The sequence below is a fragment of the Bacillus sp. Root131 genome, from assembly GCF_001429475.1.
Classification (GTDB): domain Bacteria; phylum Bacillota; class Bacilli; order Bacillales; family Bacillaceae_G; genus Bacillus_A; species Bacillus_A thuringiensis_S.
The window spans coordinates 175887-201409 of sequence record NZ_LMJQ01000042.1; the positions used below are offsets into that span (position 1 = coordinate 175887).

Sequence of the window (25523 nt, forward strand, 5' to 3'; positions counted from 1 at the left end):
GGGCCGTATACGGTCCTTTTTACATACTTTCTTTTTCGGATAGCATATTTAGTATATAATATTTAAGAGATAGTATAACTTTTTTCGTTGTGCATTAAAGGTGGTGATTATCATAGAGCTGAATAAACGGCAAGAACATATCATTCAGATTGTAAAAGATCACGGTCCTATTACAGGGGAATCAATTGCAGCGCAATTGGGTCTAACACGTGCGACGCTAAGACCAGACTTAGCAATTTTAACGATGGCTGGTTATTTAGAAGCACGTCCACGTGTAGGTTATTTTTATACGGGTAAAACTGGGGGACAGCTATTATCTGAAGCTGTTAAGAAAATTAAAGTACAAGATTATCAATCTAGACCGGTTGTAATTGATAAAAATGTTTCCGTATACGATGCAATTTGTACGATGTTTTTAGAGGACGTTGGTACATTGTTCGTTGTAGATCAGATGACTCTATTAGTTGGGGTTGTGTCTCGTAAAGATTTATTAAGAGCGAGCTTAGGAAAGCAGGATTTAACCTCTCTTCCGGTTAATATTATCATGACAAGGATGCCAAACATTGCGATGTGTCGTAGAGAGGATTCTTTATATGATATTGCGATGGAATTAATAGAAAGACAGATTGATGCAATGCCAGTTGTAAAAGATACGAAACAAGGTTTAGAAGTGATTGGGCGAATTACAAAAACAAATATTACACGTGCGTTTGTAAATTTAGTAAATAACGAATAAGTGTAATTTGTTTAAAGTGAGGTAATGTAATGGATAATAAAATCGTATATGTCGTATCTGACTCTGTAGGGGAAACGGCTGATTTGGTTGTTCGAGCAGCAATGGGGCAATTCCCGTTTGCTCCTGATATTAGACGTGTACCGTATGTAGAAGATACAGGGACATTAAAAGAAGTGATTTCGATTGCTAAGAGTAATCAAGCACTTATATGTTTTACGTTAGTTAAGCCTGATATGCGCCAGTATTTAGTGACGGAGGCTGCAAGAGAAGGGGTAGAGGCATACGATATTATCGGCCCTCTTATTGATCAAATTGAAGAAATTACGGGGCAAGTGCCGAGGTATGAGCCAGGTGTTGTCCGTAGGTTAGATGAAGAATACTTTAAAAAAATTGAAGCGATTGAGTTTGCTGTGAAGTATGATGACGGCAGAGATGCAAGAGGTATTTTAAAAGCAGATATCGTGTTGATTGGTGTTTCGCGTACATCAAAAACACCACTTTCTCAATATTTAGCTCATAACAAACGCTTGAAAGTTGCGAATGTACCACTCGTACCAGAAGTTGACCCACCTGAAGAACTATATCAAGTGGCAAAAGAAAAATGTTTCGGTTTGAAAATTACGCCAGATAAGTTAAATCATATTCGAAAAGAACGATTAAAATCACTTGGATTAAGTGATGGAGCAACGTATGCAAATATTAATCGTATTCAAGAAGAAATTGATCACTTTGAGGAAGTAATTAGTAAAATAAATTGCCAAGTAATCGATGTATCCAATAAAGCGATTGAAGAAACAGCAAATATTATTGTGAATGCAGTGCAAAACCAAAAAATGTTTTAGCACATTTACCAAAGGTGAATGTGCTTTTTTCGCTCTGGTGAAATATGATATCTATGGATTTTGTAATAGATTGTAGTGTAATGGTTATACTTATACTCCTTTGTCTTTTAGTATATTCAAGGTGTGAGTTTGTCATCCTGAAATGTAAGATGAAAAAATAAAGGGATATGTAGCGTAGTTGAAGAAAATATATTATAATAAAAAATTGTGATAAAAACCTATATTTTACGTTTAGACTTTAATTTTTCAGAATAAACTAGGGATAGGATTTACGAAAAAGACATGTAATTACGTTAAATCGACAAAATCTATACAAGAAAACGCACATTATGGAAGGATTCACAGAAGGGATGTAGAATACAGAAATATGCAAAACATCAACAACATATTAGTTGGTATAGATGCATGTCCCGTGAAGAATGAAATTGTGCAAGTTGGAGCGGAATTTCATGTCGGAATTTTGTTTGTCGCATCATATGCTCATCCTTTAAGGAAATAGCAAGGCAATTGGATCTTTGTAGATACTGAACAAAATGGAGTTGATTGTTATATGGATCAACATGAAAAAGCTACAGATCTCAAGATCAAACAGTATATGTGACTTGCTACTGTTCTTGTAAAAAGGTGTATATGTATTGTTTCTAAGAGGTACATTTGTAACAGATGAGCAAATGTATACAATTTTATATAGCAGGTATGTATCTGCGATTTATGCAGATAAAGGACCTATAGGAAAGGTTCAAAACCGTTTATACAATGTAATCGGCAACACTTTCTAACAAGTTTAGAAAAATATTGTCGAATTATAAAGGAATTTTTTAATTTATATCGAATACAAAATACGACACGGAGATGGAGTTATGGGGAACAGAATTCCCGAAGAAGTTGTTGAACAGATTCGGACATCATCCGATATTGTAGAAGTAATTGGTGAATACGTTCAACTTAGAAAACAGGGGCGTAACTATTTCGGCCTTTGTCCATTTCATGGTGAGAATTCTCCTTCATTCTCTGTTTCATCTGATAAGCAAATTTTTCATTGCTTCGGATGTGGAGAAGGCGGAAATGTATTTTCATTTCTAATGAAAATGGAAGGACTGGCTTTTACCGAGGCTGTTCAAAAGCTAGGCGAAAGAAATGGAATTGCGGTTGCAGAGTACACATCAGGGCAAGGACAACAAGAAGACATATCTGATGACACTGTCATCATGCAACAAGCTCATGAATTATTGAAAAAGTATTATCATCATTTATTAGTAAATACGGAAGAGGGAAATGAAGCACTTTCATATTTATTAAACCGTGGTATTACGAAAGAGATGATTGAGAAGTTTGAAATTGGTTATGCATCACCTGCTTGGGATGCAGCGACGAAAATTTTACAAAAAAGAGGTTTATCGCTGTCTAGTATGGAACAAGCTGGCCTTCTAATAAGAAGTGAGAAGGATGGTAGTCATTACGATCGCTTCCGTGGAAGAGTTATGTTCCCGATCTATACGTTACAAGGTAAGGTGATAGCGTTTAGTGGAAGGGCGTTAGGAGATGACACTCCAAAATATTTAAATAGCCCGGAAACGCCGATTTTTCACAAAAGTAAATTGTTGTATAACTTCCACCAAGCAAGACCGTTTATTAGAAAGCGTGGGCAAGTGGTTCTTTTTGAAGGATATGCCGATGTACTAGCTGCGGTAAAAAGTGGCGTGGAAGAAGCCGTTGCGACAATGGGAACGGCTTTAACTGAAGAACAAGCAAAACTTCTGCGACGTAACGTTGAAACTGTTGTTCTTTGCTATGATGGTGATAAAGCAGGGCGAGAAGCGACGATGAAAGCAGGGCAATTATTGCTAAAAGTTGGTTGCCAAGTGAAAGTCACATCCTTGCCAGATAAGCTTGATCCTGATGAATATGTGCAACAATATGGGACTACCGCTTTTGAAAATCTTGTGAAATCAAGTGTGAGTTTTGTTGGTTTTAAAATAAATTATTTGCGTTTAGGGAAAAATTTGCAAGATGAGTCTGGCAAAGAAGAATATGTGAAAAGTGTTTTAAAAGAGTTATCGTTGTTACAAGATGCGATGCAGGCAGAGTCATATTTGAAGTCATTATCGCAAGAATTTTCGTATTCAATGGAAACACTTTTGAATCAATTGCACCAATATCGCAAAGAACAAAAGGTACAGCAAAAACAAATAAAGCAGGTTGCTAAACCGTCTCAAGTCGTTCAAACAAAACCGAAGTTAACAGGTTTTGAAAGAGCGGAAAGAGAAATTATTTACCATATGTTGCAAAGTGCAGAAGTAGCTGTTCGTATGGAATCCCATATAGAAGATTTTCATACAGAAGAACATAAAGGGATTTTATATGAACTATACGCATATTATGAAAAGGGAAATGAACCTTCAGTCGGAACATTTTTAAGTTGGCTCTCTGATGAAAAGTTGAAAAATATTATCACTGATATTTCGACGGATGAATTTATTAATCCAGAATACACAGAAGAAGTGTTGCAAGGCCATTTGGAGACGCTTAGACGGCATCAGGAAAAACTTGAAAAGATGGAGATCATCTTTAAAGTGAAACAAATGGAAAAAACAGATCCTGTAGAGGCTGCTAAATATTATGTAGCATATTTACAAAATCAAAAAGCGAGAAAATAGCTTTTTTGATAAAGTTTTAGTATAATGAATGTTTGTATCTCGCGTAAGGAGGGGAACAGATGGCTGACAAACCAGCTCGTTCTAAACAAATTGAAACTGAAATGACCCTTGAGCAAGTGAAAGAGCAACTCACTGAGCTCGGAAAAAAACGTGGCGTTCTTACATATGAAGAGATTGCAGAACGCATGAATGGATTTGAAATTGAATCCGATCAAATGGATGAATACTATGAATATTTAGGTGAACAAGGCATTGACTTAGTTGGTGATAATGACAACGAAGAAGGCCCTAATAATCGCCAAATTACAAAAACAGAAGAAGAGTTTGACCTCAATGATTTAAGTGTACCACCTGGGGTTAAAATCAACGATCCTGTTCGTATGTATTTAAAAGAAATTGGTCGTGTAGACCTACTATCTGCAGAAGAAGAAATTCGACTTGCAACGCGTATTGAAGAAGGCGATGAAGAAGCGAAACGTCGTCTTGCAGAAGCAAACTTACGTCTTGTAGTAAGTATTGCAAAGCGCTACGTAGGCCGTGGTATGCTTTTCTTAGACTTAATTCAAGAAGGTAATATGGGTCTAATTAAAGCTGTTGAAAAGTTCGATTATCGTAAAGGTTTCAAATTTAGTACGTATGCAACTTGGTGGATTCGCCAAGCTATTACACGTGCCATTGCAGACCAAGCGCGAACAATTCGTATTCCAGTTCATATGGTTGAAACGATTAATAAGTTAATTCGTGTACAACGTCAATTATTACAAGATTTAGGTCGCGAACCGTCTCCTGAAGAGATTGGTGAAGAAATGGATCTTGCTCCAGAAAAAGTACGTGAAATCTTAAAAATTGCACAGGAGCCAGTTTCTCTTGAAACACCAATTGGTGAAGAAGATGACTCCCATTTAGGTGACTTTATTGAAGACCAAGAAGCAACATCGCCTGCGGACCATGCAGCCTATGAATTGCTAAAAGAACAATTAGAAGATGTGTTAGATACACTAACAGATCGTGAAGAAAATGTTCTGCGTCTTCGTTTCGGTTTAGATGATGGACGAACTCGTACGCTTGAAGAAGTTGGGAAAGTATTCGGCGTAACGAGAGAGCGTATCCGTCAAATTGAAGCAAAAGCACTTCGCAAATTAAGACATCCAAGTCGTAGTAAGCGTCTTAAGGATTTCTTAGAATAGGTTATTTTTTAAGTTTACTTCACCTTTGTGAAGTAAACTTTTTTATTTTGTTAATTTTTGTTAAAATTTAGCTATCGGCAACGATTACAATTTCTTGTAATTTATTTTACAGAATTGTCTTTTGATTTGCAAATGCTCATTTTTCGATTTTTCGATTAATTTTGTTTATTCTATACAAAAATATATGTAGAAAAGCGAAAAATATGATGAGAAACGTTAATAATTATCGAAATAATAAGCTATATGACAATAAAAAACAATAAACTGAATTTATGGAATATTTTTAACAACTAGTAGTTTACTCTTTTCTGATAGAGCGTTTTCAAGTACAATGGAAATGACTGAATCATCTAACTATTTAGGGGTATAGAGGGGGGAGAAGAGATATGAAACGTAATCCGCTGATTCCGTTCGCTCTTATTGCAGCATTAGGTATTATCGTTATGTTTGTATTTTCATTTCAGGGGCTAAATAAATCTAAAGAGTTAGCTGATGCAAAAAATGGCGGGAAGCCAGCACAAACAGCATCAAAACCAGAGGATATTGTGAAGCAAAGCTGTACGAGCTGCCACGGTGATCAGTTACAAGGGGCGGTAGGACCTAACTTACAAAAAATTGGTGGGAAACTTTCAAAGGATGAAATTAAAGAAATTCTTTCGAAAGGAAAGGGCAATATGCCTGCCAATATAGTTCCAGCTGATCAAGCCACTAAAGTAGCTGATTGGTTATCGAAGAAAAAATAAAGTCCCGTATGACAAGCCTTTTGCTTATGCAAAGGGCTTGTTTTTCTATATTTTCTAAAATACGATGAATGATATAGAAGTGAATTGTTGTTATGGGCTTGCAACAACTACTATAAATTCATTATCATGGAGACAGACTGACAAGAGAAGGAGTAATGGAAATACATGAATGAAGTAAAGCTTTCAAAACGATTAGAAGAAGTTGTGCGTGAAATACCAGTAGGATCTACAGTTGCTGATATTGGATCGGATCATGCGTATTTACCGTGTTATACAATTATAAATAATATTGCTACAAAAGCAGTTGCAGGAGAAGTTGTAGATGGACCATTTCGTTCTGCACAAGCAACTGTAGCTGAAAGTGGCTTACAAGATAAAGTAGATGTACGTAAAGGGAATGGATTAGCTGTTATCGCGCCAGGAGAAGTAGATGTTATTACGGTTGCTGGAATGGGCGGAGCGTTAATTCGTGACATTTTAGAAAGTGGTAAAGAAAAATTAGAAGGTGTAACACGTTTAATTTTACAGCCGAATATTGCAGCACATCATATTCGTGAATGGTTTGTTGAAAATGGTTGGGAGCTTATCCATGAAAAAATCGTAAAAGAAGATGGGAAAATTTACGAGATTTTAGTAGGAGAGCGAGGAAATGTCGAAGCACCTTACTCGGAAAATAAACAAGCGGGATTGTTTATGGGGCCATTTCTAATAAAAGAGAAAAATGAAGCTTTTGGTGAGAAATGGGAAGGGGAATTGAAAAACTTCCAAAATATTTTAAAACAGTTAGAACGTGCGGCTAATTCTGAAGAAACAAAAGCGAAACGTGCAGAAGTAGAAGCGAAAATGAAAATGATAGGGGAGATTTTATCATGAGTAAAATTCCAAACGGCCATGAAATTATTTCTTTATTTGAAAGTATGTATCCGAAGCATTTGGCGATGGAAGGAGATAAAATTGGTCTGCAGATTGGAGCGCTTAATAAATCTGTACAACACGTATTGATTGCGTTAGATGTAACGAAGGAAGTTGTGGAGGAAGCGATTCAATTAGGAGCGAATGTCATTATCGCGCATCATCCTTTAATTTTTAATCCGTTAAAAGCGATTCATACAGATAAAGCGTACGGAAGAATTATTGAAACGTGTATTAAAAATGATATTGCCATTTATGCAGCGCATACAAATGTGGATGTTGCCAAGGGCGGAGTAAATGATTTACTTGCTGAGGCGTTAGGGTTGCAAAATACAGAAGTTCTAGCACCAACATATGCGGAAGAAATGAAAAAAGTTGTTGTGTTTGTGCCAGTAACTCATGCAGAAGAAGTACGAAAAGCATTAGGAGACGCAGGTGCTGGTCATATCGGCAATTATAGCCACTGTACGTTTAGTAGCGAGGGTACAGGTACGTTTGTACCTCAAGAGGGGACAAATCCTTATGTAGGGGAAACTGGACAGTTAGAGCGCGTAGAAGAAGTGCGAATCGAAACGATTATTCCAGTTTCACTACAACGAAAAGTGATTAAAGCGATGGTAACGGCACATCCATATGAAGAAGTAGCGTATGATGTGTATCCACTTGATAACAAAGGCGAAACATTAGGGCTTGGGAAAATAGGATACTTAAAAGAAGAAATGACACTTGGACAGTTTGCAGAACATGTAAAGCAATCATTAGATGTAAAGGGTGCACGAGTTGTTGGGAAATTAGATGATAAAGTGCGCAAAGTAGCTGTACTTGGTGGTGATGGTAACAAATACATCAATCAAGCTAAATTTAAAGGAGCGGATGTATATGTAACAGGTGACATGTATTATCATGTTGCTCATGATGCGATGATGCTCGGTTTAAATATAGTTGACCCAGGACATAACGTTGAAAAAGTAATGAAGCAAGGTGTGCAAAAGCAATTACAAGAAAAAGTGGATGCAAAGAAACTCAATGTACACATTCATGCTTCGCAATTACATACAGATCCATTTACATTTGTATAAGAAAAATAAAAACCGTTGCTCATATAGGCAACGGTTTTTATTATTGTTCTTTTTTCACTTTTACACGAGGTAATATTTTTTGTAACGGTACTTTTCGAACTCTCTCCCATGTAGCGGGATTCATTGGGTCATATTGATCTAAGAAAGCGATAACTTCTTTTGTAATTGGAGTTGGAGTAGAAGCACCTGCTGTAACAGCTACGTTTTCTACACCTTGTAGCCACTCTAATTGGATTTCGCTTACATCAGCAACTCGATATGCTTTTGTACCTGCGATTTCTTGTGATACTTGTGCTAAGCGATTTGAATTATTACTTTTCGGATCACCAACAACAATTGTTAAGTCTGCAACATCAGCTTGTTTAGCGACAGCTTCTTGGCGAACTTGGGTTGCTAAACAAATTTCTTTATGGAATTCTGCTGTTGGGAATTTTTTTTGAATGTCCTCCATCAAATGTTGAACATCCCATTGACTCATTGTTGTTTGATTCGTTACTAAAATTTTATCTGTTGGGATTTCTAATGTTTTTAAATCATCGGCTCTTTCGATAAGGTGAACGATGTCAGGTGCAATACCGACTGCGCCTTCTGGCTCTGGATGATTTTTTTTACCGATATAAATGACATGATACCCTTCCGCTTTCTTAGCTTCGATAAGGTCATGCGTCTTGGTAACATCTGGACAAGTGGCATCGATTGTTGTTAAACCTTTTTCTTTTGCGCGTTGTTTAACTTCTGGAGAAACACCGTGTGCAGTGAAAATAACAGTACCAGAATCAATTTTATCTAAAATTTCTAAGCGACTTGGACCGTCTAATGTGATGATTCCATCTTCTTCAAAAGCGTCTGTAACATGTTTATTGTGAACAATCATACCTAAAATATAAATGGGTCTCGGCAATGATTTATCTAATGCGGCATTACGTGCAATTACCATTGCATCGACAACACCGTAGCAATAACCACGAGGGGAAATTTTAACAATTTTCATATGAGTAATCCTCTCCTTCTAAACAAGGGATACTTTTGTGCATAGTCTTTTACATTATAAAGGAGGAGTGGATAGAAAACAAAGGATTGTTACACATATAGTTTTGGTTTTGTTGCTGTTTGTTGAACTGGTTCTTTCGGTAACTCTTTTTCTATTACAGGTTCAATCACTATTTTCTTTCGTTTTCGTTTCTTTTTTTGAGGTGTAGGAGGCGGACTTTTTACCTCAACTGGCTCTGTTACATTTTCCGTTTGATTTTCTTCCGTACTTTTTCCAGAGGTGAGGATTTTAACAATGCTTGGTAGACTACGCATAATAGGACCGTACTGTTCGACGACAGGACCTACAGATTGAACGACTTGGGATACTTTTTCGATGTTATTTATCATATTAGTTGGATTCGAAATTAAATTCGAAAAAAAACTGCCGATGCCACTGCTTGCTGCAGTTGTAGTTGCTGCCCCGCCGCGCGTTTCATTTGATTCATACATTTGAGGCGGTATCATTTGCTCAGGATGTTGCTGCATGTATGGTTGATATTGTGGATGTTGCTGAGGATATTGTTGCTGGTATTGCTGTTGATATTGCTGCGGCGGTGGTTGCTGATGCATCATCGGTGGGCCTTCCATTTGTCGGTAAGGCGGAACCATTTGCATAAAAGGCTCGGTTGGATCGTGTTTTTTAAAAAGCTTAGCAAGAAAACCTTTCTTTTTTTGCGCCATTGGTGGTAGTTGTGGAATGGGATATGGTGTATAAGGTTGTTGTCCTTGATTCGGATACATTTGCCTTGTAGGGGATTTCGGAAACATGTGAGAAATCCTCCTTTCTTCAGTTAGGTATATACACATACAATATGCAATAAAAGGGAAGAAGGTTAGTTTTTGAAGTGAAAACCTAAACTAAAGATGGATTTTACTTGTAGATTTCGATATAATGTAGACTTGACTGATTTGTGCGCGCAGTAGAAATTTTAGAAAGAAGGTGTAACTTATGACACAAAAAACTTTTACACAGTATGATTTTAAACCATTTTTAATAGATGCAGTTCGTGAACTACGCTTTACAGAGCCGACAGGAATTCAGCAGAAAATTTTCCCGGTCGTGAAAAAAGGTGTAAGTGTAATTGGGCAATCCCAAACAGGTTCTGGGAAAACACATGCATACTTACTTCCTACATTAAACAGAATTAATGCAAGCCGTGAAGAAGTACAACTTGTTATTACAGCACCTACTCGTGAGTTAGCACAACAAATTTACGAAGAGATTGTGAAATTAACAAAATTCTGTGCGGAAGATCAAATGATTACAGCGCGTTGTTTAATTGGTGGAACTGATAAACAACGTTCAATTGAAAAATTGAAAAAACAACCTCATATCGTAGTTGGGACACCAGGGCGTATTAAAGACTTAGTTGAAGAACAAGCATTATTTGTTCATAAAGCAAATACGATTATTGTCGATGAAGCAGACTTAATGCTTGATATGGGATTTATTCATGATGTAGATAAAATTGCAGCACGTATGCCTAAAAACTTGCAAATGCTAGTTTTCTCTGCAACAATTCCTCAAAAACTAAAACCGTTTCTGAAGAAATATATGGAGAATCCAGAGCATATTCATATCAATCCAAAACAAGTTGCAGCTGGAAACATTGAACACTATTTAGTGCCTTCTAAACATCGTAATAAAATTGATTTAGTGAATAAAATGCTACTTCAATTTAAACCTTATTTAGCAGTTGTTTTCACGAATACGAAAAAGATGGCGGATCAAGTTGCTGATGGATTAATGGAACGCGGCTTAAAAGTTGGACGAATTCACGGGGATTTATCACCACGTGATCGTAAAAAAATGATGAAACAAATTCGTGACCTTGAATTCCAATATATTGTTGCGACTGATTTAGCAGCACGTGGTATTGATATTGAAGGGATTAGCCATGTTATTAACTATGAGCTACCATCAGATTTAGATTTCTTCGTTCACCGCGTTGGAAGAACAGCACGTGCGGGGCATTCTGGTATTGCAGTGACGATTTATGATCCAGCAAACGAAGAAGCGTTAGATAGCTTAGAAAAACAACGTCATATCGAGTTTAAACATGTAGATTTACGTGGAGATGAGTGGGCGGATTTAGGTGAGCGTCGTCGTCGTAAGAGCCGTAAAAAACCAAATGACGAACTTGATGTTATGGCAACGAAAGTTATTAAAAAACCGAAAAAAGTAAAACCAAACTATAAACGTAAACTTGCAACAGAACGTGACAAAGTGAAGAGAAAATATAGCAATAAAAAAAGATAAGGGGTTTCCCTTATCTTTTTTTAATCCCGCTAATTTAAATGAAGAGTATAGTCTGTTTAAATAGTCAAATAAATTTGTGTAGTGCGTCTTTTGTGAACAAACAATTCACTACATATTTCTACAAATTATGCTATCATTATATCTATTGTATATTGAAGAGGTGATTGTATGTTAAAGATTGGATCTCATGTTTCCATGAGTGGTAAGAAAATGTTATTAGCAGCAAGTGAAGAGGCTGTTTCATATGGTGCAACGACGTTTATGATTTATACAGGTGCACCGCAAAATACACGAAGAAAACCAATTGAAGAATTGAACATAGAAGCAGGAAGAAAACATATGGAGCTGAATGGAATTGAGGAGATTATCGTCCATGCACCGTATATTATTAATGTTGGGAATACGACAAAGCCAGAAACATTCCAATTAGGTGTAGACTTCCTTCGTATGGAAATTGAAAGAACATCGGCATTAGGTGTAGCGAAACAAATTGTTCTTCACCCAGGAGCGCACGTTGGTGCTGGAGCAGATGCTGGTATTCAACAAATTATTAAAGGGCTTAATGAAGTATTAACGCCAGAACAGACGGTTAACATTGCATTAGAGACGATGGCAGGAAAAGGAACAGAATGCGGTCGTAGCTTTGAAGAAATTGCAAAGATTATTGATGGTGTAAAATATAATGAAAAGCTATCTGTATGCTTTGATACGTGCCATACGCACGATGCAGGATATGATATTGTAAATGACTTTGACGGCGTGTTAAACGAATTTGATAAGATCGTTGGTATAGATCGTTTACAAGTACTTCATATTAACGATAGTAAAAATGTACGCGGAGCAGGAAAAGACCGTCATGAAAATATTGGATTTGGTCACATTGGGTATAAAGCATTGCATCACGTTGTACATCATCCACAGTTAATGCATGTACCAAAAATTCTTGAAACACCGTATGTAGGGGAAGATAAAAAAGATAAGAAACCACCATACAAATTGGAAATCGAAATGCTGAAAAACGGTAATTTTGATGAAGGGATTCTTGAAAAAATTAAAGCACAATAAGGAGGGGAAATCCCCTCCTTATTTTAGTAGTTGCTGAAATAATGTATTTACTTGTTGGGCAGTGGCAGGGGAAGTTACTCTTGCGATCTGTTTTAAGAGTTCTAGTCGCTCGTTGTTATCGTAAATATTAATATTTTTACCTTTCATAAGTAAAACGATTTGGTCAGCTTGTGCAGTCGTAATAGAAACTTCATATTCTTTGCTATATTTTAATAACTCTTTTGTAGAAATATGATTTAATTTTTTATTAACAATTTGTTTTATGAGGTTCATCTTGTTATCCTCCTTCACGCGTTCTTCTATCGAAATATATGAGCATATAGCTTGTACATATTCGTATGGAGTTTCTTTTTTCATGAGGAAAAGAAGCGTATGTTATAATATAAGGACAAAACTACAGAAAAAGAGTAAAGGGAGGACCTATGGAGCAAAAGCAACATCGAAAAGAAAGTGTTATTCATCTCATTTATCGTTTAGTTATGATTATTTTTGGAGCAGCATGCGCGGCGGTAGCGATTGAACTATTTTTAATGCCAAATAAAATTATTGATGGTGGAATTATTGGTATTTCTCTTATATTAGATTATCTTACTCCTAACATTTGGTGGTTAAGTTTTTCTACTTTAGTCGTTGTTCTCAATATCCCATTTATGTATTCGGGTTATAAGCAAATTGGAAAAACATTTATGTTATCTTCGACATTTGGTATTGTAGCGTTAGCTTTCATTGAGTCAACGTTACATGCGGTGCCACCATTTACAACAGAACCTATTTTAGCGACAGTGTTTGGTGGGCTTATTTTAGGTCTTGGTGTAGGACTTGTAATTCGTCATGGTGGGTCGTTAGATGGAACTGAAATTATGGGGATTTTATTAACGAAGAAATTACCGTTCTCTGTTGGTGAATTCGTAATGTTTGTGAACTTATTTATTTTTGCATGGGCAGCATTTGTGTTTGGTGTGGAACAAGCGATGTATTCTGTTATGACCTACTATATTGCATTTAAAACGATCGATACAGTAATTCAAGGGCTAGATGAAACGAAGGCGGTTTTAATTGTATCTGATCAATACGAGGAAGTATCAAACGCGATTTTGCATCGTCTTGGCCGTGGAACTACAAAGCTGGTAGCAAAAGGTGGTTACACGGATAAAGAAAAAGAAGTTATTTATGCAGTTGTAACGCGTCTAGAAGTGACGAAGTTAAAATCAATTGTGCATGAAATTGATGAAAATGCGTTTGTGACGATTATGAACACGCAAGAGACAAATGGTGGTAAGTTTAAATCGGCTATTCACTAAAAATTTATAGGAATATTTTTCGAAAGCAGAGAATTTTTCTCTGCTTTTTGTTATAATAGTAAGGTTTCTTGAAAAAATAGATATATTTTAGGCAGATTGGTTTACAACTATAATAAGCTGTACTATAATTCAAATAGATATAAATCGGAATCATTCTGAATTAAAATAGGTGAGATGCTATGAATAATATATTAGAGATTGAAGGTTTAACATTCCGATACGAAGATCGGAATGTGTTAGAAAATATTAATTTGCAAGTTCCGAAGGGAGCTTTTTTAGGTTTAGTGGGACCGAATGGTTCAGGTAAATCAACTTTACTTAAGTGTTTATTAGGCGTTTTAAAGCCAAAAGAAGGAAGCATTCGCGTGTTTGGCGTTGATAGTAAGAAGTTTAAGGAATGGAACAAAGTTGGTTATGTATCCCAAAAGGCAAATAGTTTCAATTCTGGTTTTCCAGCAACTGTTTCTGAAGTTGTGTCAATGGGACTTGTTTCGAAAAAAGGGCTTTTTCGCTTTTTCACAAAAGAAGATAAGAAAAAGGTAGAAAAAGCAATTGCTGATGTAGGGATGAGTGAGTTTCAAGGTCGTAACATTGGAGAGCTTTCTGGTGGACAGCAACAGCGTGTATTTATTGCTCGTGCGCTCGTTAGTGATCCTGAATTGCTTATTTTAGACGAGCCTACTGTTGGAATTGATGTAAAAAATGTGGAAAGTTTTTACGAAATATTAGAGGATTTAAACAAAAGATTGGGAATCACATTAATTCTTGTTACTCATGATATGGGAGCTGTTACCGAAAAAGTAACACATGTTGCATGCCTAAACCAACATCTACATTTCCATGGAAATGTAGAGAAGTTCCGAGAGTTAGAAGATGCAGAAATGTCGGTCTTATATGGACATCATGTTCATCGTTTAGAACACGAACATGAGCATCACGGGAGGATATAATGATACAAGATTTTTTACAATATGACTTTTTACGTAATTCTTTATACGCAGGTATTTTAATTGGACTTGTTGCACCGCTAATTGGTGTGTTTGTTGTTATTCGTCGTTTATCTCTTATTGCGGATGCATTAAGTCATGTGACGTTATCAGGTATTGCAGCAAGTTTATTACTTGAAAAAACCATTTTTACAGGTGGATTTTTAAACCCCTTATATATGGGGATGATTTTTTCAATTGGTGGAGCGCTACTAATCGAAAAGTTAAGAACTGTATATAAGCACTATCAAGAATTAGCAATTCCGATTATCCTTTCGGCAGGGATGGGAGTTGGAGTTATTTTTATTTCACTTGCAAATGGATTTAACACAGACTTATTTAGTTATTTATTTGGTAGTGTTAGTGCTGTAACAAGTACGGATTTAATTATTATTGGGATTGTAGCAATTGTTGTTGTTGCGACAATTATTTTATTATATAAAGAGCTGTTTCTACTATCATTTGATGAGGAATACGCAGTATCAACTGGTTTAAGAGCGAAATGGATTCACTTTATTTTCATTATATTAGTTGCTCTTGTCATTGCAGTATCAATGCGTGTAGTAGGGGTTCTTCTCGTATCATCATTAATGACGTTGCCAGTTGCAGCGAGTATTCGTATTGCTAAAGGATTTAAACAAACAATTTTCTTTTCCATTTTATTTGGTGAAATTGCAGTTATTGGTGGAATGTTTGCTTCGTATCAACTTGATCTAGCACCAGGTGGTACAATTGTTATGATAGCAGTTCTTATTTTAATCGGTGCGATTTTATGGAAGAAGAAAAAAACTGCATAAAGTAGGGATAGGTATGAATCTAACGGAAGCTTTACGCCTAATGAAAGAAAAAGGATACAAACATACTGGAAAAAGAGAAGAGATGCTCAGATTATTTGCAGCACATAATCGTTATTTAACTGCGAAAGACGTTTTAGAGCATATGAAAGACGACTATCCAGGGCTTAGTTTTGATACGATTTATCGTAACTTAACAGTTTTTGCTGAGATTGGTGTTTTAGAACAAACGGAATTAAATGGTGAAAAACATTTTCGTTTTACTTGTTCTATTATGGAACATCATCATCATTTTATTTGTTTGGATTGTGGGGGGACGAAAGAGATTACTTCCTGCCCAATGGATTTTATGAATAAAGATTTTACTGGTTATGAAGTAACGGGTCATAAGTTTGAAATATATGGTCGTTGTCCAAAATGTGCAAAGTAAAAGCTCGTCGGTTATATAACTGACGAGCTTTTTTACGTAGAAAAGAAGGTTGCTCACAAATATTGTGGCAACCTTCTTTTTATTGTTCTTGTGTCTCTTTTTCTTTTTCTCGTTCAGCAGCCATTTCAGCAGCAATTACGTCGATTTCTTTTTTCAGTTCTTCTACCATTGTTTCTTCTGGTACTTTACGAACGACTTGCCCTTTACGGAATAATAATCCCTCTCCACGTGCACCAGCAATACCGATATCAGCTTCACGAGCTTCACCAGGGCCATTTACAGCGCAACCAAGTACTGCAACTTTAATTGGTACTTGAAGTGTAGAGATGTATTCTTCCACTTCGTTAGCGATGCTAATTAAATCGATTTCAATACGACCACAAGTTGGACAAGAGATAAGTGTCGCTGCGTTAGACGCAAGACCGAATGATTTTAATAATTCACGAGCAACTTTTACTTCTTCAACTGGATCAGCACTTAATGAAATACGTAGTGTATTTCCGATGCCTTTACTTAAGATTGCTCCAAGACCAGCGGCACTTTTTACAGTTCCAGCAAACAATGTTCCAGATTCTGTAATACCTAAATGTAATGGGTAATCAAAAGCGCGAGCAGCTTTCTCGTATGCTTCGATTGCTAAGTTAACATCAGAGGCTTTCATAGATACGATAATATCGTGGAAATCTAAGTCCTCTAAAATTTTAATATGATGTAGCGCGCTCTCAACCATACCATCTGCAGTTGGGTACCCGTACTTTTCTAAAATGTGACGCTCTAATGAACCGGCGTTTACACCAATACGGATTGGAATACCGCGCTCTTTTGCTGCATTTACAACAGCTTCTACTTTATGGCGACGACCAATATTACCTGGATTGATACGTACTTTATCAATGCCACCTTCAATTGCTTTTAAAGCAAGGCGATAATCAAAATGAATATCAGCAACAAGTGGAATGTTGATTTGTTTTTTTATATCAGCAATAGCATCTGCTGCGCGTTCATCTGGAACGGCAACGCGGACGACTTGACAGCCGGCTTCTTCTAAACGCTTGATTTCAGCAACTGTTGCTTCAACATCATGTGTTTTTGTTGTTGTCATACTTTGTATAATTAATTCATTATTACCGCCGATTGTTAAATTACCGACTTTAACTGGACGTGTTTTTGTACGATGAGTCATTTCATTCACGAATAGATCGCTCTCCTTATAAAAGAAGTTTCTTATTTAGTCCCTCATATCAATGATAGTATACGTGATATAGGGCTATAGAAACCGAAGTGCTCGGTTTCACTTTTACTATTGTATCAGCGCCTTTATGTAATTGACAAGGATTAAGTGATAGCTTATTGATATAACGGGAATTTATAAGACTTTCCAATTTGGATTTTTGTAGCAGATGTACTTTTGTTTAATAGTTTAAAGTCGTCAATGACTTTTTCTATGGAAGGAATTTTTTTCTTGTTAATTTGTTCTGTAATAGAAAGAACTGTCTCACCAGTTTTTACTTCAATTGTTTTATAAGATGTATCCGTTTCTTTTTCTGTTTTATTCTCTTTATTTTGTTGGTTGTCTGCGTTCTCTTTTTTAATCGTTTGGGCAGCGGTTGTTTTTTTATATGAACTTAACATCGGTAAAGTACCGATTTTTATATCGTAATAAAATACATAACCGAGAACAAGCACGAATAGGAATATACCTAACCTCTTCATATTCTTCACTCCTTTGCTAGGAATATATGCTTGTCCAAAAAAAAAATGCCTATTTAGGCATTTTTTTATTTTTCTTTCGGTTGGGGTACCTCTTTAATCGTTAAGTATAGAACGATTAAAACAACAGCGATATAAATGAATGTTGCCCCAGGTACGACGATTTTGAATAAATCCATAATCATGAAGAAAATGGTTGGGATTGTGTAGCTGTATGCAGTTAGTGTCCAAACTTGTTTATAGGATAGTTTACGTTGACCGCTCATAGCAGAACCGATGAACGCAAGTAAAGTCACGCCTACAAAAGTGATGAATAATTGGAATAGGTACACTAAGAATCCGATAACGAATAATAAAATTGGATAAATATTATCAAATAAAGAAATAAATTCTTGTAAATCTTTTTTCTCAAGAGATGCACCTAACAAATCGTTATAAGAATACGTTTGTGTTTGACCATTTCCCATAGAGACTACTTTATCTTTTAAAACAAATAAACCTGTTTTATTTTGATATTTTTCTAGGTCTGTTGAATTTGGATCAAATACGAAAAGTGCATTTCCTTCTTCTTTTTCAATGGGTTGATCAATATCGGCTTTTAGTTCGCCATTTTCAATCTTAAAGTCAGGTAAATCTTTATCGATGACTTGATTTACCATGCCTACACCATCTTGGATAAAACTACCGTACAAAAAAGTTCTTGGAATAGTAGTAATTAAGCAAAGTAGCATAATATACAAAATGGTTTTACCGATTTTTTGAAAACGGAATAGCGCCATATCTTTAGGCGAGTATATGCTTTTTACGAATTGGGTAAATATGGACATAGATTCACTTCCTTTATGTATGTATAAAATCATTGTAACGTAGGAATCTAGAGAATCTCAAGATATATTATATTTACATATAGTGGAGATAACTAAATTTCTTTTTATTAACTTTCTTCTTTTAAATAAGAAAAATACAATTGACACTTTTCTTTTCTATATGGTAAATTTATCTTACCTTTCTTAAAGGGCATATCCGATAGGAATTCCTTTATTTGATATGTTGTTACATACATAATTGTGGACCCTTAGCTCAGCTGGTTAGAGCAGACGGCTCATAACCGTCCGGTCGTAGGTTCGAGTCCTACAGGGTCCATATCCATTTCGCATGTTTATTATGTTAGCAGGAAGCTTCCTTGTAGAAGGAAGCTTTTTTTACGGAATATATGAGCATTTTAATTGAAAAGAAGTGGGAATTTTGCTACTTTAATGATAGCAAGACAATGTGATTTATTTGTTTGCACCCTATGGCAATTAGGGTAGAATGAAGTTGTATGTCACTTAAGTGGCAATACATAAACTGGGAGGAATATAACAATGGCAAAACACGAATTACCAAATTTACCTTATGCGTATGATGCTTTAGAGCCTCACTTTGACAAAGAAACAATGAACATCCATCATACAAAACATCACAACACGTATATTACAAACTTAAACGCTGCTTTAGAAGGTCATGCAGAATTAGCTGACAAAAGCGTAGAAGAATTAGTTGCAAACTTAAACGAAGTACCAGAAGCGATCCGTACAGCAGTACGTAACAATGGTGGCGGACATGCTAACCATACATTCTTCTGGACAATCTTATCTCCAAACGGCGGAGGACAACCTGTAGGTGAACTTGCAACTGCAATTGAAGCGAAATTCGGTAGCTTCGATGCATTCAAAGAAGAATTCGCAAAAGCTGGCGCAACTCGCTTCGGTTCTGGTTGGGCTTGGTTAGTAGTAAACAATGGTGAGTTAGAAGTAACAAGCACTCCAAACCAAGATTCTCCTTTAACTGAAGGTAAAACTCCAGTTATCGGTTTAGATGTTTGGGAGCACGCTTACTACTTAAACTACCAAAACCGTCGTCCAGACTACATCGGCGCATTTTGGAACGTTGTAGATTGGAACGCTGCTGAAAAACGTTACCAACAAGCAAAATAATCGTAATAAATATAGAAAAAGCTAGGGGAGAGCCCCTAGCTTTTTTCTATGCTTTCCTTTTACATAATTGGGCTTGTCTTTGGAAGACTAGAACATGAAGTAAAGGAGAGTTGTGTATGAAGTGGAAACATATAATTGGTGACGTTGAAGTGAATCGGGATTTAGTGTTATTGCTCCTTATAGGAGGTTTATACACGCTCGCAATTTCTTTATCGAATACGTTTGTAAATATTTATTTATGGAAGCAAACACAAAATTATGTGAATCTTGGCTTGTATAATTTGGCCAGCGTTGTATTACAGCCTCTCACATTTCTTGTAGGGGGGAAATTAGCGAAACGTATCGATCGCTCGATTTTATTACGAATAGGAGTAGGAACGCTCGCAATTTTTTTTATAGTTGTTTTAGTGGCTGGAAAAAGTGCTTCTCAGTATATTTTATTAATGGGGGCTCTTTTAGGAGTAGGATACGGTTTTTACTGGTTGGCTTTTAACTTATTGACATTTGAAATTACAGAACCAGAAACAAGAGATTTCTTTAATGGATTTCTTGGACTTCTTACATCTTTCTCTGGGATGATTGGACCAATAGCAGCAGGATACACAATTTCACGCATGGAGAAATGGAGTGGTTATACTGTTATATTCTTTCTTTCATTAGTTTTATTTGCAATTGCTGTCGTCTTAAGTTTCTTTTTATCTAAAAGAGAATGTGAAGGGCGTTATGAAATTGTGCAAGTATTGAAAGAACGAAGAGTTGATAAAAATTGGGGAAAGATTACACGAGCTCATTTTTTCCAAGGATTGAGAGAAGGAACGTTTATTTTTGTCATTTCAGTATATGTGTATTTAGCAACTAATAGTGAGTTCGCATTAGGGAAATATAGTTTAGTGAACTCTGCTGTATCCTTTGTATGTTATTACTTGGTCGCTCGCATGTTAAAGAAAGAGTGGCGAAAAAAAGCAATTTTACTTGGGGGCATTATTTTATATGCTGTCGTCTTTTTAGTTATTTTCAATGTTACATACACGAAATTACTTATTTATGCGGCATGTATTGCGGTTGCATATCCTATTTTACTTGTTCCATACGGGTCAATGACATATGACGTAATTGGTAGAGCTAAAAATGCGAGAGAATGGCGTGTGGAATATGTCGTTGTCCGGGAGTTATGGTTAAATGCCGGAAGAATCTGTTCCATTTTAAGTTTTTTATGTGCTGTACTATTCTTTCCACCTGAAAAAAGTTTACCTTACTTATTATGTATTTTAGGTGCTGGACATTTTCTTATTTATTTTGCAGTTAAAAATGTCAAATATGATGGGGAAAATGCAGATAAAACAAGTGTTGTAACGCAAGGAACTACGCAGAATCAAACTGAACCAGAAGGTTAACTTCTTTTTTAAATGAGTAATATCAGTGTTTAAGGAGGTCGTGGTAACATTTTGGAAACAATTATACCAAATCGTTCTCCATAAATGCAACCACTTCCGCCTGTTTAGAAGGATACAAATGACTATAAGTATTTAAAGTAGTTGACACATTTGAATGACCTAGGCGTTGGGCTACTACAAGTGGACTGACGCCTTTATTTATTAAATAAGATGCATGGGAATGCCTAAATTCGTGGATTAAAATCTTTTTAACGTCAGACATTTTCAAATACTTTTGGTAGTTCCTACTAAGAGTGGAAACGGCAATACTGCTACGAAATTCTCCAAATACAACATAATCATTTTTGACAGGAAATTCTTTGGATTTTTCACAATGTAACTCTTTTAATAAATCGATACAATGCGTTGGTAACATGATTATTCTGTTAGAAGCTTTAGTTTTTGGTTTTGTTACTTTTCTTTCAAATTCTGTTTTATTAATATCAATTGTTTTTTCTTCAAAATTAATATCCGACCAAGTCAAAGCAAGTAGTTCTCCTTTTCTTGCTCCACTATAATAAAGTGTTGAAAAAAATGCTTTGTATAATAGCTCGTCCACAACTGCAATAAATTGCTTAAATTCTTCAAATTCCCAAAAGTTCATTCGTTTATTTGATTCTTTCTCAAAATTCCCCGTAATTCTTGCGGGATTAGTGGTTAAACCATGGAATTTAATTGAAAAATTAAATATAGCAGAAAGGACTGCGTGGATCTTCTTTAAATGTTTGGCTGAATACTGATTAATAATCTTATTTTGATAATTCATAATATGTTTGGGGGTAATCTGCTCGATTTTTAATTTCCCAAACTCGGTTATTAGATGATTGTAGATGACGTTTCTAATCGTCACTATAGAAGATTGTTTTCTCCTTTGTGAGTACCAATCAAAATAGCTATCTGCAACTTGTGAAAAAGTAAGACTAGAAGTTGTTACTTTTTCAACTAACATTTTAGCTTCGGCTTCACGAGCTTCTTTTTTTGTTTTAAATCCACGACGTTTTACTTGTTTTAAAGTACCGTCTAATTGTCGAACCCTTGTGACAAAATAATAAGTCCCGCGTTGTTCATCTTTATAGATTACCAAAGGAATTCCTCCTCATTGTATACGTAAAGAGTGATAATTCAATTTATTGAATAGATTATAGCTTGTTTGTTACCAAAAGAAAAGATGTTCTAATAAGAACATCTTAATAATGGATTTAAATTTGAAGAAATAACAATTGGTAAACGGCTAATTTTATGTTATGCCATTTGTTAATAAAAAGAGTCAGTCTAATAAAAAGAATCCGCTACAATATGCAACGGATTCTAGTCTTAGAAGTTTGAAGCAACTAAGACGTTTTGTGATGGAAATTCAATTATAACATATGCCGTTTAAAAACCAAATGGACCTTATAGGATTTGAACCTATGACCGGACGGTTATGAGCCGTCTGCTCTGACCAACTGAGCTAAAGGTCCTTGTATGGATAGTATATCAGCGTGTATAAAAAAAGAAAAGGCACAATCAATATGANCGTTTAAAAACCAAATGGACCTTATAGGATTTGAACCTATGACCGGACGGTTATGAGCCGTCTGCTCTGACCAACTGAGCTAAAGGTCCTTGTATGGATAGTATATCAGCGTGTATAAAAAAAGAAAAGGCACAATCAATATGAGAGTGCCTTTTCTTTCAGCTTAATATTTCTTTAAATAAATAGAGGTGTACCTCTTTTATTGGGATGTAAACACACCCTATAAAACAGAATCATCTTTAAATCCAGATTGTTAGCACACACAATAAAAAAGAAGCGAGGTAAATATTTAGATAAACGCTATGTCACNAAACACACCCTATAAAACAGAATCATCTTTAAATCCAGATTGTTAGCACACACAATAAAAAAGAAGCGAGGTAAATATTTAGATAAACGCTATGTCACAAGTGCGATTGACATATTACGCTCTTAATAATAAGAGAATCTGCTTTATAGAATGTATCCACGCTTTTTATTGTACTACTTTTATTATGTACATGGTGTATTGTTTTGTGGTTATGCAAAATTGCATTATTACAGTTCCTATAAAACAAAAAAAGACATCCTAATTAGGATGTCTACGAAATTAAACCGTCTTACTTTTAATAACAGAAGAGTAAGGGAACTCAATTATTATTAAACCATCATATTAATTAAAACAGAAAGGATACTTTTATATTATCATATAGTGCTATCTGTTAATATTGATAAAAAATAAAAGGGTATTTTTGGGTAATCAATAAAAATTACTGATTGGCTGGGTGTGAATTTTTCATAATGGTTGGTTTTGTATCACTAAAATTGAAATATACTAGCAAAACAATAGGAGAATGGGAAATAATTGTCATTTTAAAGAGATAATTGTTGAAAAAATCAAAAAAGACAATTATTTTAAATGGAATTGTGTTATATTGGGTGCGTATATCCAATTCTGGAAGAGAATTTGCAGTTTCGAAAGTTTAAGAAATTAACAAAATAATATTATTGAACATAAATAAAGACCCATAGAAGCGTGTGTAAAAGTGTCATCACCACAATTACACCGTTCCCTAACTGGTACTTAGGAAACACTTGCCTCGTATGAGTCCATCTTAGTATATCATATTTAAGCAATGTTCTTATTGAAAAAATTGTTAGGATGGAAAGTTTATGTTCGGAGAAGGGGGAAGTAAGTTTGTGAAGGAGTTAAAAGAAAAGACGAGAAAAAACTCTAAAAAACATCTACAAAAAGAATTTAAGCACAATTTGATGAAAGAACTAATGAAGAAGATAAAGCAAGATATGGATGATAAAGGATTTAAGATTCGTCCGTTAGCAAAGAAAGTCGGTGTAGATCGTTCGGTCATTACTGACGGAATTGTAACCGGTAAAACAGCTGAAATGAAATTAGACGCATTTATGAAAATCATGGATGTTGTCTATGAAAATTTAGAAGAACGGCAGGAAGTAATACGAAGTTTTATTAAACTTTCTCAAAATGATCTTAATATTCGTAAATCGCTAGTTTATTGTCAAGGTACTGGTGAGTATGAATTAATGGACTTTATAATAAAGGAAAACCAAGCTAATGAAGAGGTAAGAAAATATTTACGTGTATATGAAATATTTAATAAAAGAAATAAAAATGAAAAGAAAGGTCAGCCTTTATTAGATGAGATGAAGCAACAGACCTTTTCCACAGATGCTGAGTGCCAGATAATGTTGAATACTTTATATGCTTTTACTATGAATGACATATTTAATATAAGAGCAATGCATCCGTATACTGATAATGTGGAACAATATTTATTAGAAGTTACAGATAAATTTATAAATAGTTGGTTAACGATGTATTTTGATGAGCGGATGGCTTACATTCATATGTTTGATGATAAATTAGAATTGTGCCGTCAAAAATGCAATAAGATTTTAACGAGTGAAATTCTTATACCACTAATTAGGGCGACCAGCATGTGTTGTCTTGGAGAAAGCTATATGTTTGAAGACCAGCTTCTCTCGGAAAAGTGGATTTTGAATAGTATCAATTACCTAGATAAACATGGAGTATCTCGTGAAAGTAGAAAGTATAAAGCTTTTAATACTACATTAAATTACTTATATATTGAATTTGGTTTTAATTTAGACAAAATTAATTTCGATTACATTGATGTTTCAGAATTAGGTTACTATATAGGATTGTATGAAGATAAGGAAAAAGGATTAGAAATGATATATAATTTAGTTAAAGAACGTGGTGGCTCACCTTTTACTGATTACTACATTGCTAGGATAAATGAAGATTTAGAGGGCTTGGAAAAGGCACTTATGCGCTTTGAGCGGGTTGCAAATTACCATTATGCTAAAGCGGTACGACGTACAATTGAATTATTAAAAAAGAAACAGGGAGAGGTTGAGAGAGTATGAGAAAAATTGGTATACTATTGTTAGGCGTTGTTGGTGCGTTAGCATTAGCTTTAAACACAGGGGTAGCTGAGAAAGAGCATGTTGCTAGTAAGCAACTAAATAACGAATATGTACAATATATGAATTCGGAACCAGGTGGGTTATGAGGGGAAATTAAATATCGAAATGAAAGAGGTTGCGACTACGCAGCCTCTTTCGTACTTTCTGGGCTTGGCTGATTATATTCTGAACCAGAAAAAAACAACCGCAAATTTTTACCAATAGAAAAGGGAGGAATTTTGATGTTAGAAACTGTAGGGGTAGTAGAACAAACAAAATGTATGATTGGAAAACTCTTAGAGTCTAAAAAAGTCAGTTGTGATGTTGAATATGTGATAAATGAGTTATATAAAACAGGAATATATACGAAAAAGGAATTTGATGAAATCACGAATATATTGCAACAAAAAAAGGACTAG

Annotated in this window: 26 protein-coding genes, 3 tRNA genes and 1 pseudogene; 21 read left to right on the forward strand and 9 right to left on the reverse strand. The window is 35.3% G+C overall.

Annotated elements, in window-relative coordinates; genetic code table 11:
• Positions 1–103 precede the first annotated feature (103 nt).
• The 8 genes from ASE54_RS30405 to ASE54_RS30435 all read left to right on the forward strand — a co-directional run bounded on the left by ASE54_RS30405 (position 104) and on the right by ASE54_RS30435 (position 8156).
• Positions 104–736: a helix-turn-helix transcriptional regulator gene (locus ASE54_RS30405; protein WP_000583756.1), complete on the forward strand. Its 633-nt coding sequence runs from the start codon at positions 104–106 to the stop codon at positions 734–736.
• 29 nt (positions 737–765) lie between these two features.
• Positions 766–1578 (forward strand): pyruvate, water dikinase regulatory protein, encoded by an 813-nt coding sequence (locus tag ASE54_RS30410; RefSeq protein ID WP_000368949.1) that lies wholly within the window; start codon positions 766–768, stop codon positions 1576–1578.
• 635 nt (positions 1579–2213) lie between these two features.
• Entirely contained in the window at positions 2214–2357 is a 144-nt protein-coding gene (locus ASE54_RS36615; protein ID WP_000479749.1) for a hypothetical protein, read from the forward strand.
• A gap of 81 nt (positions 2358–2438) precedes the next feature.
• On the forward strand, positions 2439–4235 hold the full coding sequence (dnaG, locus tag ASE54_RS30415; protein ID WP_000528221.1) for a DNA primase: 1797 nt from the start codon (positions 2439–2441) through the stop codon (positions 4233–4235).
• Between the two features lie 59 nt (positions 4236–4294).
• Positions 4295–5422 (forward strand): RNA polymerase sigma factor RpoD, encoded by a 1128-nt coding sequence (gene rpoD / locus ASE54_RS30420; protein WP_000764066.1) that lies wholly within the window; start codon positions 4295–4297, stop codon positions 5420–5422.
• 386 nt (positions 5423–5808) lie between these two features.
• A complete protein-coding gene (cccA, locus tag ASE54_RS30425) occupies positions 5809–6165 on the forward strand; it encodes a cytochrome c550 (RefSeq protein WP_000828142.1) in 357 nt (118 codons plus the stop codon).
• Positions 6166–6330: 165 nt separating this feature from the next.
• A complete protein-coding gene (locus ASE54_RS30430) occupies positions 6331–7038 on the forward strand; it encodes a tRNA (adenine(22)-N(1))-methyltransferase TrmK (RefSeq protein ID WP_001006546.1) in 708 nt (235 codons plus the stop codon).
• The gene (locus tag ASE54_RS30435; RefSeq protein ID WP_000036249.1) at positions 7035–8156 is read left to right on the forward strand and encodes a Nif3-like dinuclear metal center hexameric protein; all 1122 of its coding nucleotides are present in this window, start codon (positions 7035–7037) and stop codon (positions 8154–8156) included. Before ASE54_RS30430 ends, ASE54_RS30435 begins: the two co-directional genes overlap by 4 nt.
• Before the next feature lie 40 nt (positions 8157–8196).
• Here ASE54_RS30435 and ASE54_RS30440 read toward each other — a convergent pair whose 3' ends face one another.
• Positions 8197–9147 carry a 4-hydroxy-3-methylbut-2-enyl diphosphate reductase gene (locus ASE54_RS30440; protein WP_000706658.1) on the reverse strand — a complete coding sequence of 317 codons (951 nt, stop codon included), beginning with the start codon at positions 9145–9147 and terminating at the stop codon, positions 8197–8199.
• Positions 9148–9236: 89 nt separating this feature from the next.
• Positions 9237–9956 (reverse strand): YqfQ family protein, encoded by a 720-nt coding sequence (locus tag ASE54_RS30445; protein ID WP_000484175.1) that lies wholly within the window; start codon positions 9954–9956, stop codon positions 9237–9239.
• A 181-nt stretch (positions 9957–10137) separates the two neighbouring features.
• Between ASE54_RS30445 and ASE54_RS30450 the strand changes: the two genes are divergently transcribed.
• Both ASE54_RS30450 and ASE54_RS30455 read left to right on the forward strand, forming a co-directional pair.
• Positions 10138–11448: a DEAD/DEAH box helicase gene (locus ASE54_RS30450; RefSeq protein WP_000192443.1), complete on the forward strand. Its 1311-nt coding sequence runs from the start codon at positions 10138–10140 to the stop codon at positions 11446–11448.
• 168 nt (positions 11449–11616) lie between these two features.
• Positions 11617–12513: a deoxyribonuclease IV gene (locus ASE54_RS30455; RefSeq protein WP_000912461.1), complete on the forward strand. Its 897-nt coding sequence runs from the start codon at positions 11617–11619 to the stop codon at positions 12511–12513.
• An 18-nt stretch (positions 12514–12531) separates the two neighbouring features.
• Here the strand turns inward: ASE54_RS30455 and ASE54_RS30460 are convergent, their stop codons facing one another.
• Complete coding sequence (locus ASE54_RS30460) at positions 12532–12786, reverse strand: DUF2624 domain-containing protein (RefSeq protein ID WP_001048959.1); 255 nt, start codon at positions 12784–12786, stop codon at positions 12532–12534.
• A 149-nt stretch (positions 12787–12935) separates the two neighbouring features.
• On the opposite strand from ASE54_RS30460, the gene ASE54_RS30465 reads away from it, so the two are divergent.
• From ASE54_RS30465 to ASE54_RS30480, 4 genes are all read left to right on the forward strand, one after another.
• Positions 12936–13814, forward strand: coding sequence for a YitT family protein (locus ASE54_RS30465; RefSeq protein WP_000435962.1), 879 nt, complete (start codon positions 12936–12938; stop codon positions 13812–13814).
• Positions 13815–13993: 179 nt separating this feature from the next.
• Positions 13994–14764, forward strand: coding sequence for a metal ABC transporter ATP-binding protein (locus ASE54_RS30470; RefSeq protein WP_001059662.1), 771 nt, complete (start codon positions 13994–13996; stop codon positions 14762–14764).
• Positions 14764–15597, forward strand: coding sequence for a metal ABC transporter permease (locus tag ASE54_RS30475; protein WP_000613815.1), 834 nt, complete (start codon positions 14764–14766; stop codon positions 15595–15597). Before ASE54_RS30470 ends, ASE54_RS30475 begins: the two co-directional genes overlap by 1 nt.
• Before the next feature lie 13 nt (positions 15598–15610).
• Positions 15611–16024: a Fur family transcriptional regulator gene (locus ASE54_RS30480; protein WP_001054516.1), complete on the forward strand. Its 414-nt coding sequence runs from the start codon at positions 15611–15613 to the stop codon at positions 16022–16024.
• Positions 16025–16103: 79 nt separating this feature from the next.
• Here ASE54_RS30480 and ispG read toward each other — a convergent pair whose 3' ends face one another.
• From ispG to yqgB, 3 genes are all read right to left on the reverse strand, one after another.
• On the reverse strand, positions 16104–17207 hold the full coding sequence (ispG, locus tag ASE54_RS30485; RefSeq protein ID WP_153578351.1) for a flavodoxin-dependent (E)-4-hydroxy-3-methylbut-2-enyl-diphosphate synthase: 1104 nt from the start codon (positions 17205–17207) through the stop codon (positions 16104–16106).
• A gap of 164 nt (positions 17208–17371) precedes the next feature.
• On the reverse strand, positions 17372–17737 hold the full coding sequence (gene yqfZ, locus ASE54_RS30490) for a protein YqfZ (RefSeq protein ID WP_000825419.1): 366 nt from the start codon (positions 17735–17737) through the stop codon (positions 17372–17374).
• Positions 17738–17802: 65 nt separating this feature from the next.
• Complete coding sequence (yqgB, locus tag ASE54_RS30495) at positions 17803–18561, reverse strand: protein YqgB (RefSeq protein ID WP_000021895.1); 759 nt, start codon at positions 18559–18561, stop codon at positions 17803–17805.
• A 242-nt stretch (positions 18562–18803) separates the two neighbouring features.
• On the opposite strand from yqgB, the gene ASE54_RS30500 reads away from it, so the two are divergent.
• From ASE54_RS30500 to ASE54_RS30510, 3 genes are all read left to right on the forward strand, one after another.
• Positions 18804–18877 (forward strand) — tRNA-Ile (locus ASE54_RS30500).
• A 221-nt stretch (positions 18878–19098) separates the two neighbouring features.
• Positions 19099–19710 carry a superoxide dismutase [Mn] gene (gene sodA, locus ASE54_RS30505; RefSeq protein ID WP_001052032.1) on the forward strand — a complete coding sequence of 204 codons (612 nt, stop codon included), beginning with the start codon at positions 19099–19101 and terminating at the stop codon, positions 19708–19710.
• 116 nt (positions 19711–19826) lie between these two features.
• The gene (locus ASE54_RS30510) at positions 19827–21104 is read left to right on the forward strand and encodes an MFS transporter (RefSeq protein ID WP_000871388.1); all 1278 of its coding nucleotides are present in this window, start codon (positions 19827–19829) and stop codon (positions 21102–21104) included.
• 61 nt (positions 21105–21165) lie between these two features.
• Here the strand turns inward: ASE54_RS30510 and ASE54_RS30515 are convergent, their stop codons facing one another.
• The 3 genes from ASE54_RS30515 to ASE54_RS30525 all read right to left on the reverse strand — a co-directional run bounded on the left by ASE54_RS30515 (position 21166) and on the right by ASE54_RS30525 (position 22748).
• The gene (locus ASE54_RS30515; RefSeq protein ID WP_000237492.1) at positions 21166–22227 is read right to left on the reverse strand and encodes a site-specific integrase; all 1062 of its coding nucleotides are present in this window, start codon (positions 22225–22227) and stop codon (positions 21166–21168) included.
• A gap of 302 nt (positions 22228–22529) precedes the next feature.
• Positions 22530–22603: transfer RNA gene (locus ASE54_RS30520), tRNA-Ile, on the reverse strand.
• A gap of 71 nt (positions 22604–22674) precedes the next feature.
• Positions 22675–22748, reverse strand: a tRNA-Ile gene (locus ASE54_RS30525).
• 691 nt (positions 22749–23439) lie between these two features.
• On the opposite strand from ASE54_RS30525, the pseudogene ASE54_RS37660 reads away from it, so the two are divergent.
• The 4 genes and pseudogenes from ASE54_RS37660 (at position 23440) to ASE54_RS36625 (ending at position 25523) form a co-directional block, all read left to right on the forward strand.
• Positions 23440–23625 (forward strand): annotated as a pseudogene (locus ASE54_RS37660) (hypothetical protein).
• A gap of 186 nt (positions 23626–23811) precedes the next feature.
• Positions 23812–25065: an AimR family lysis-lysogeny pheromone receptor gene (locus ASE54_RS30530; RefSeq protein WP_000466631.1), complete on the forward strand. Its 1254-nt coding sequence runs from the start codon at positions 23812–23814 to the stop codon at positions 25063–25065.
• Complete coding sequence (locus tag ASE54_RS36620; protein ID WP_001226060.1) at positions 25062–25211, forward strand: hypothetical protein; 150 nt, start codon at positions 25062–25064, stop codon at positions 25209–25211. The genes ASE54_RS30530 and ASE54_RS36620 overlap by 4 nt, the downstream gene beginning before the upstream one ends.
• A 135-nt stretch (positions 25212–25346) precedes the next feature.
• Entirely contained in the window at positions 25347–25523 is a 177-nt protein-coding gene (locus ASE54_RS36625) for a hypothetical protein (protein WP_000894923.1), read from the forward strand.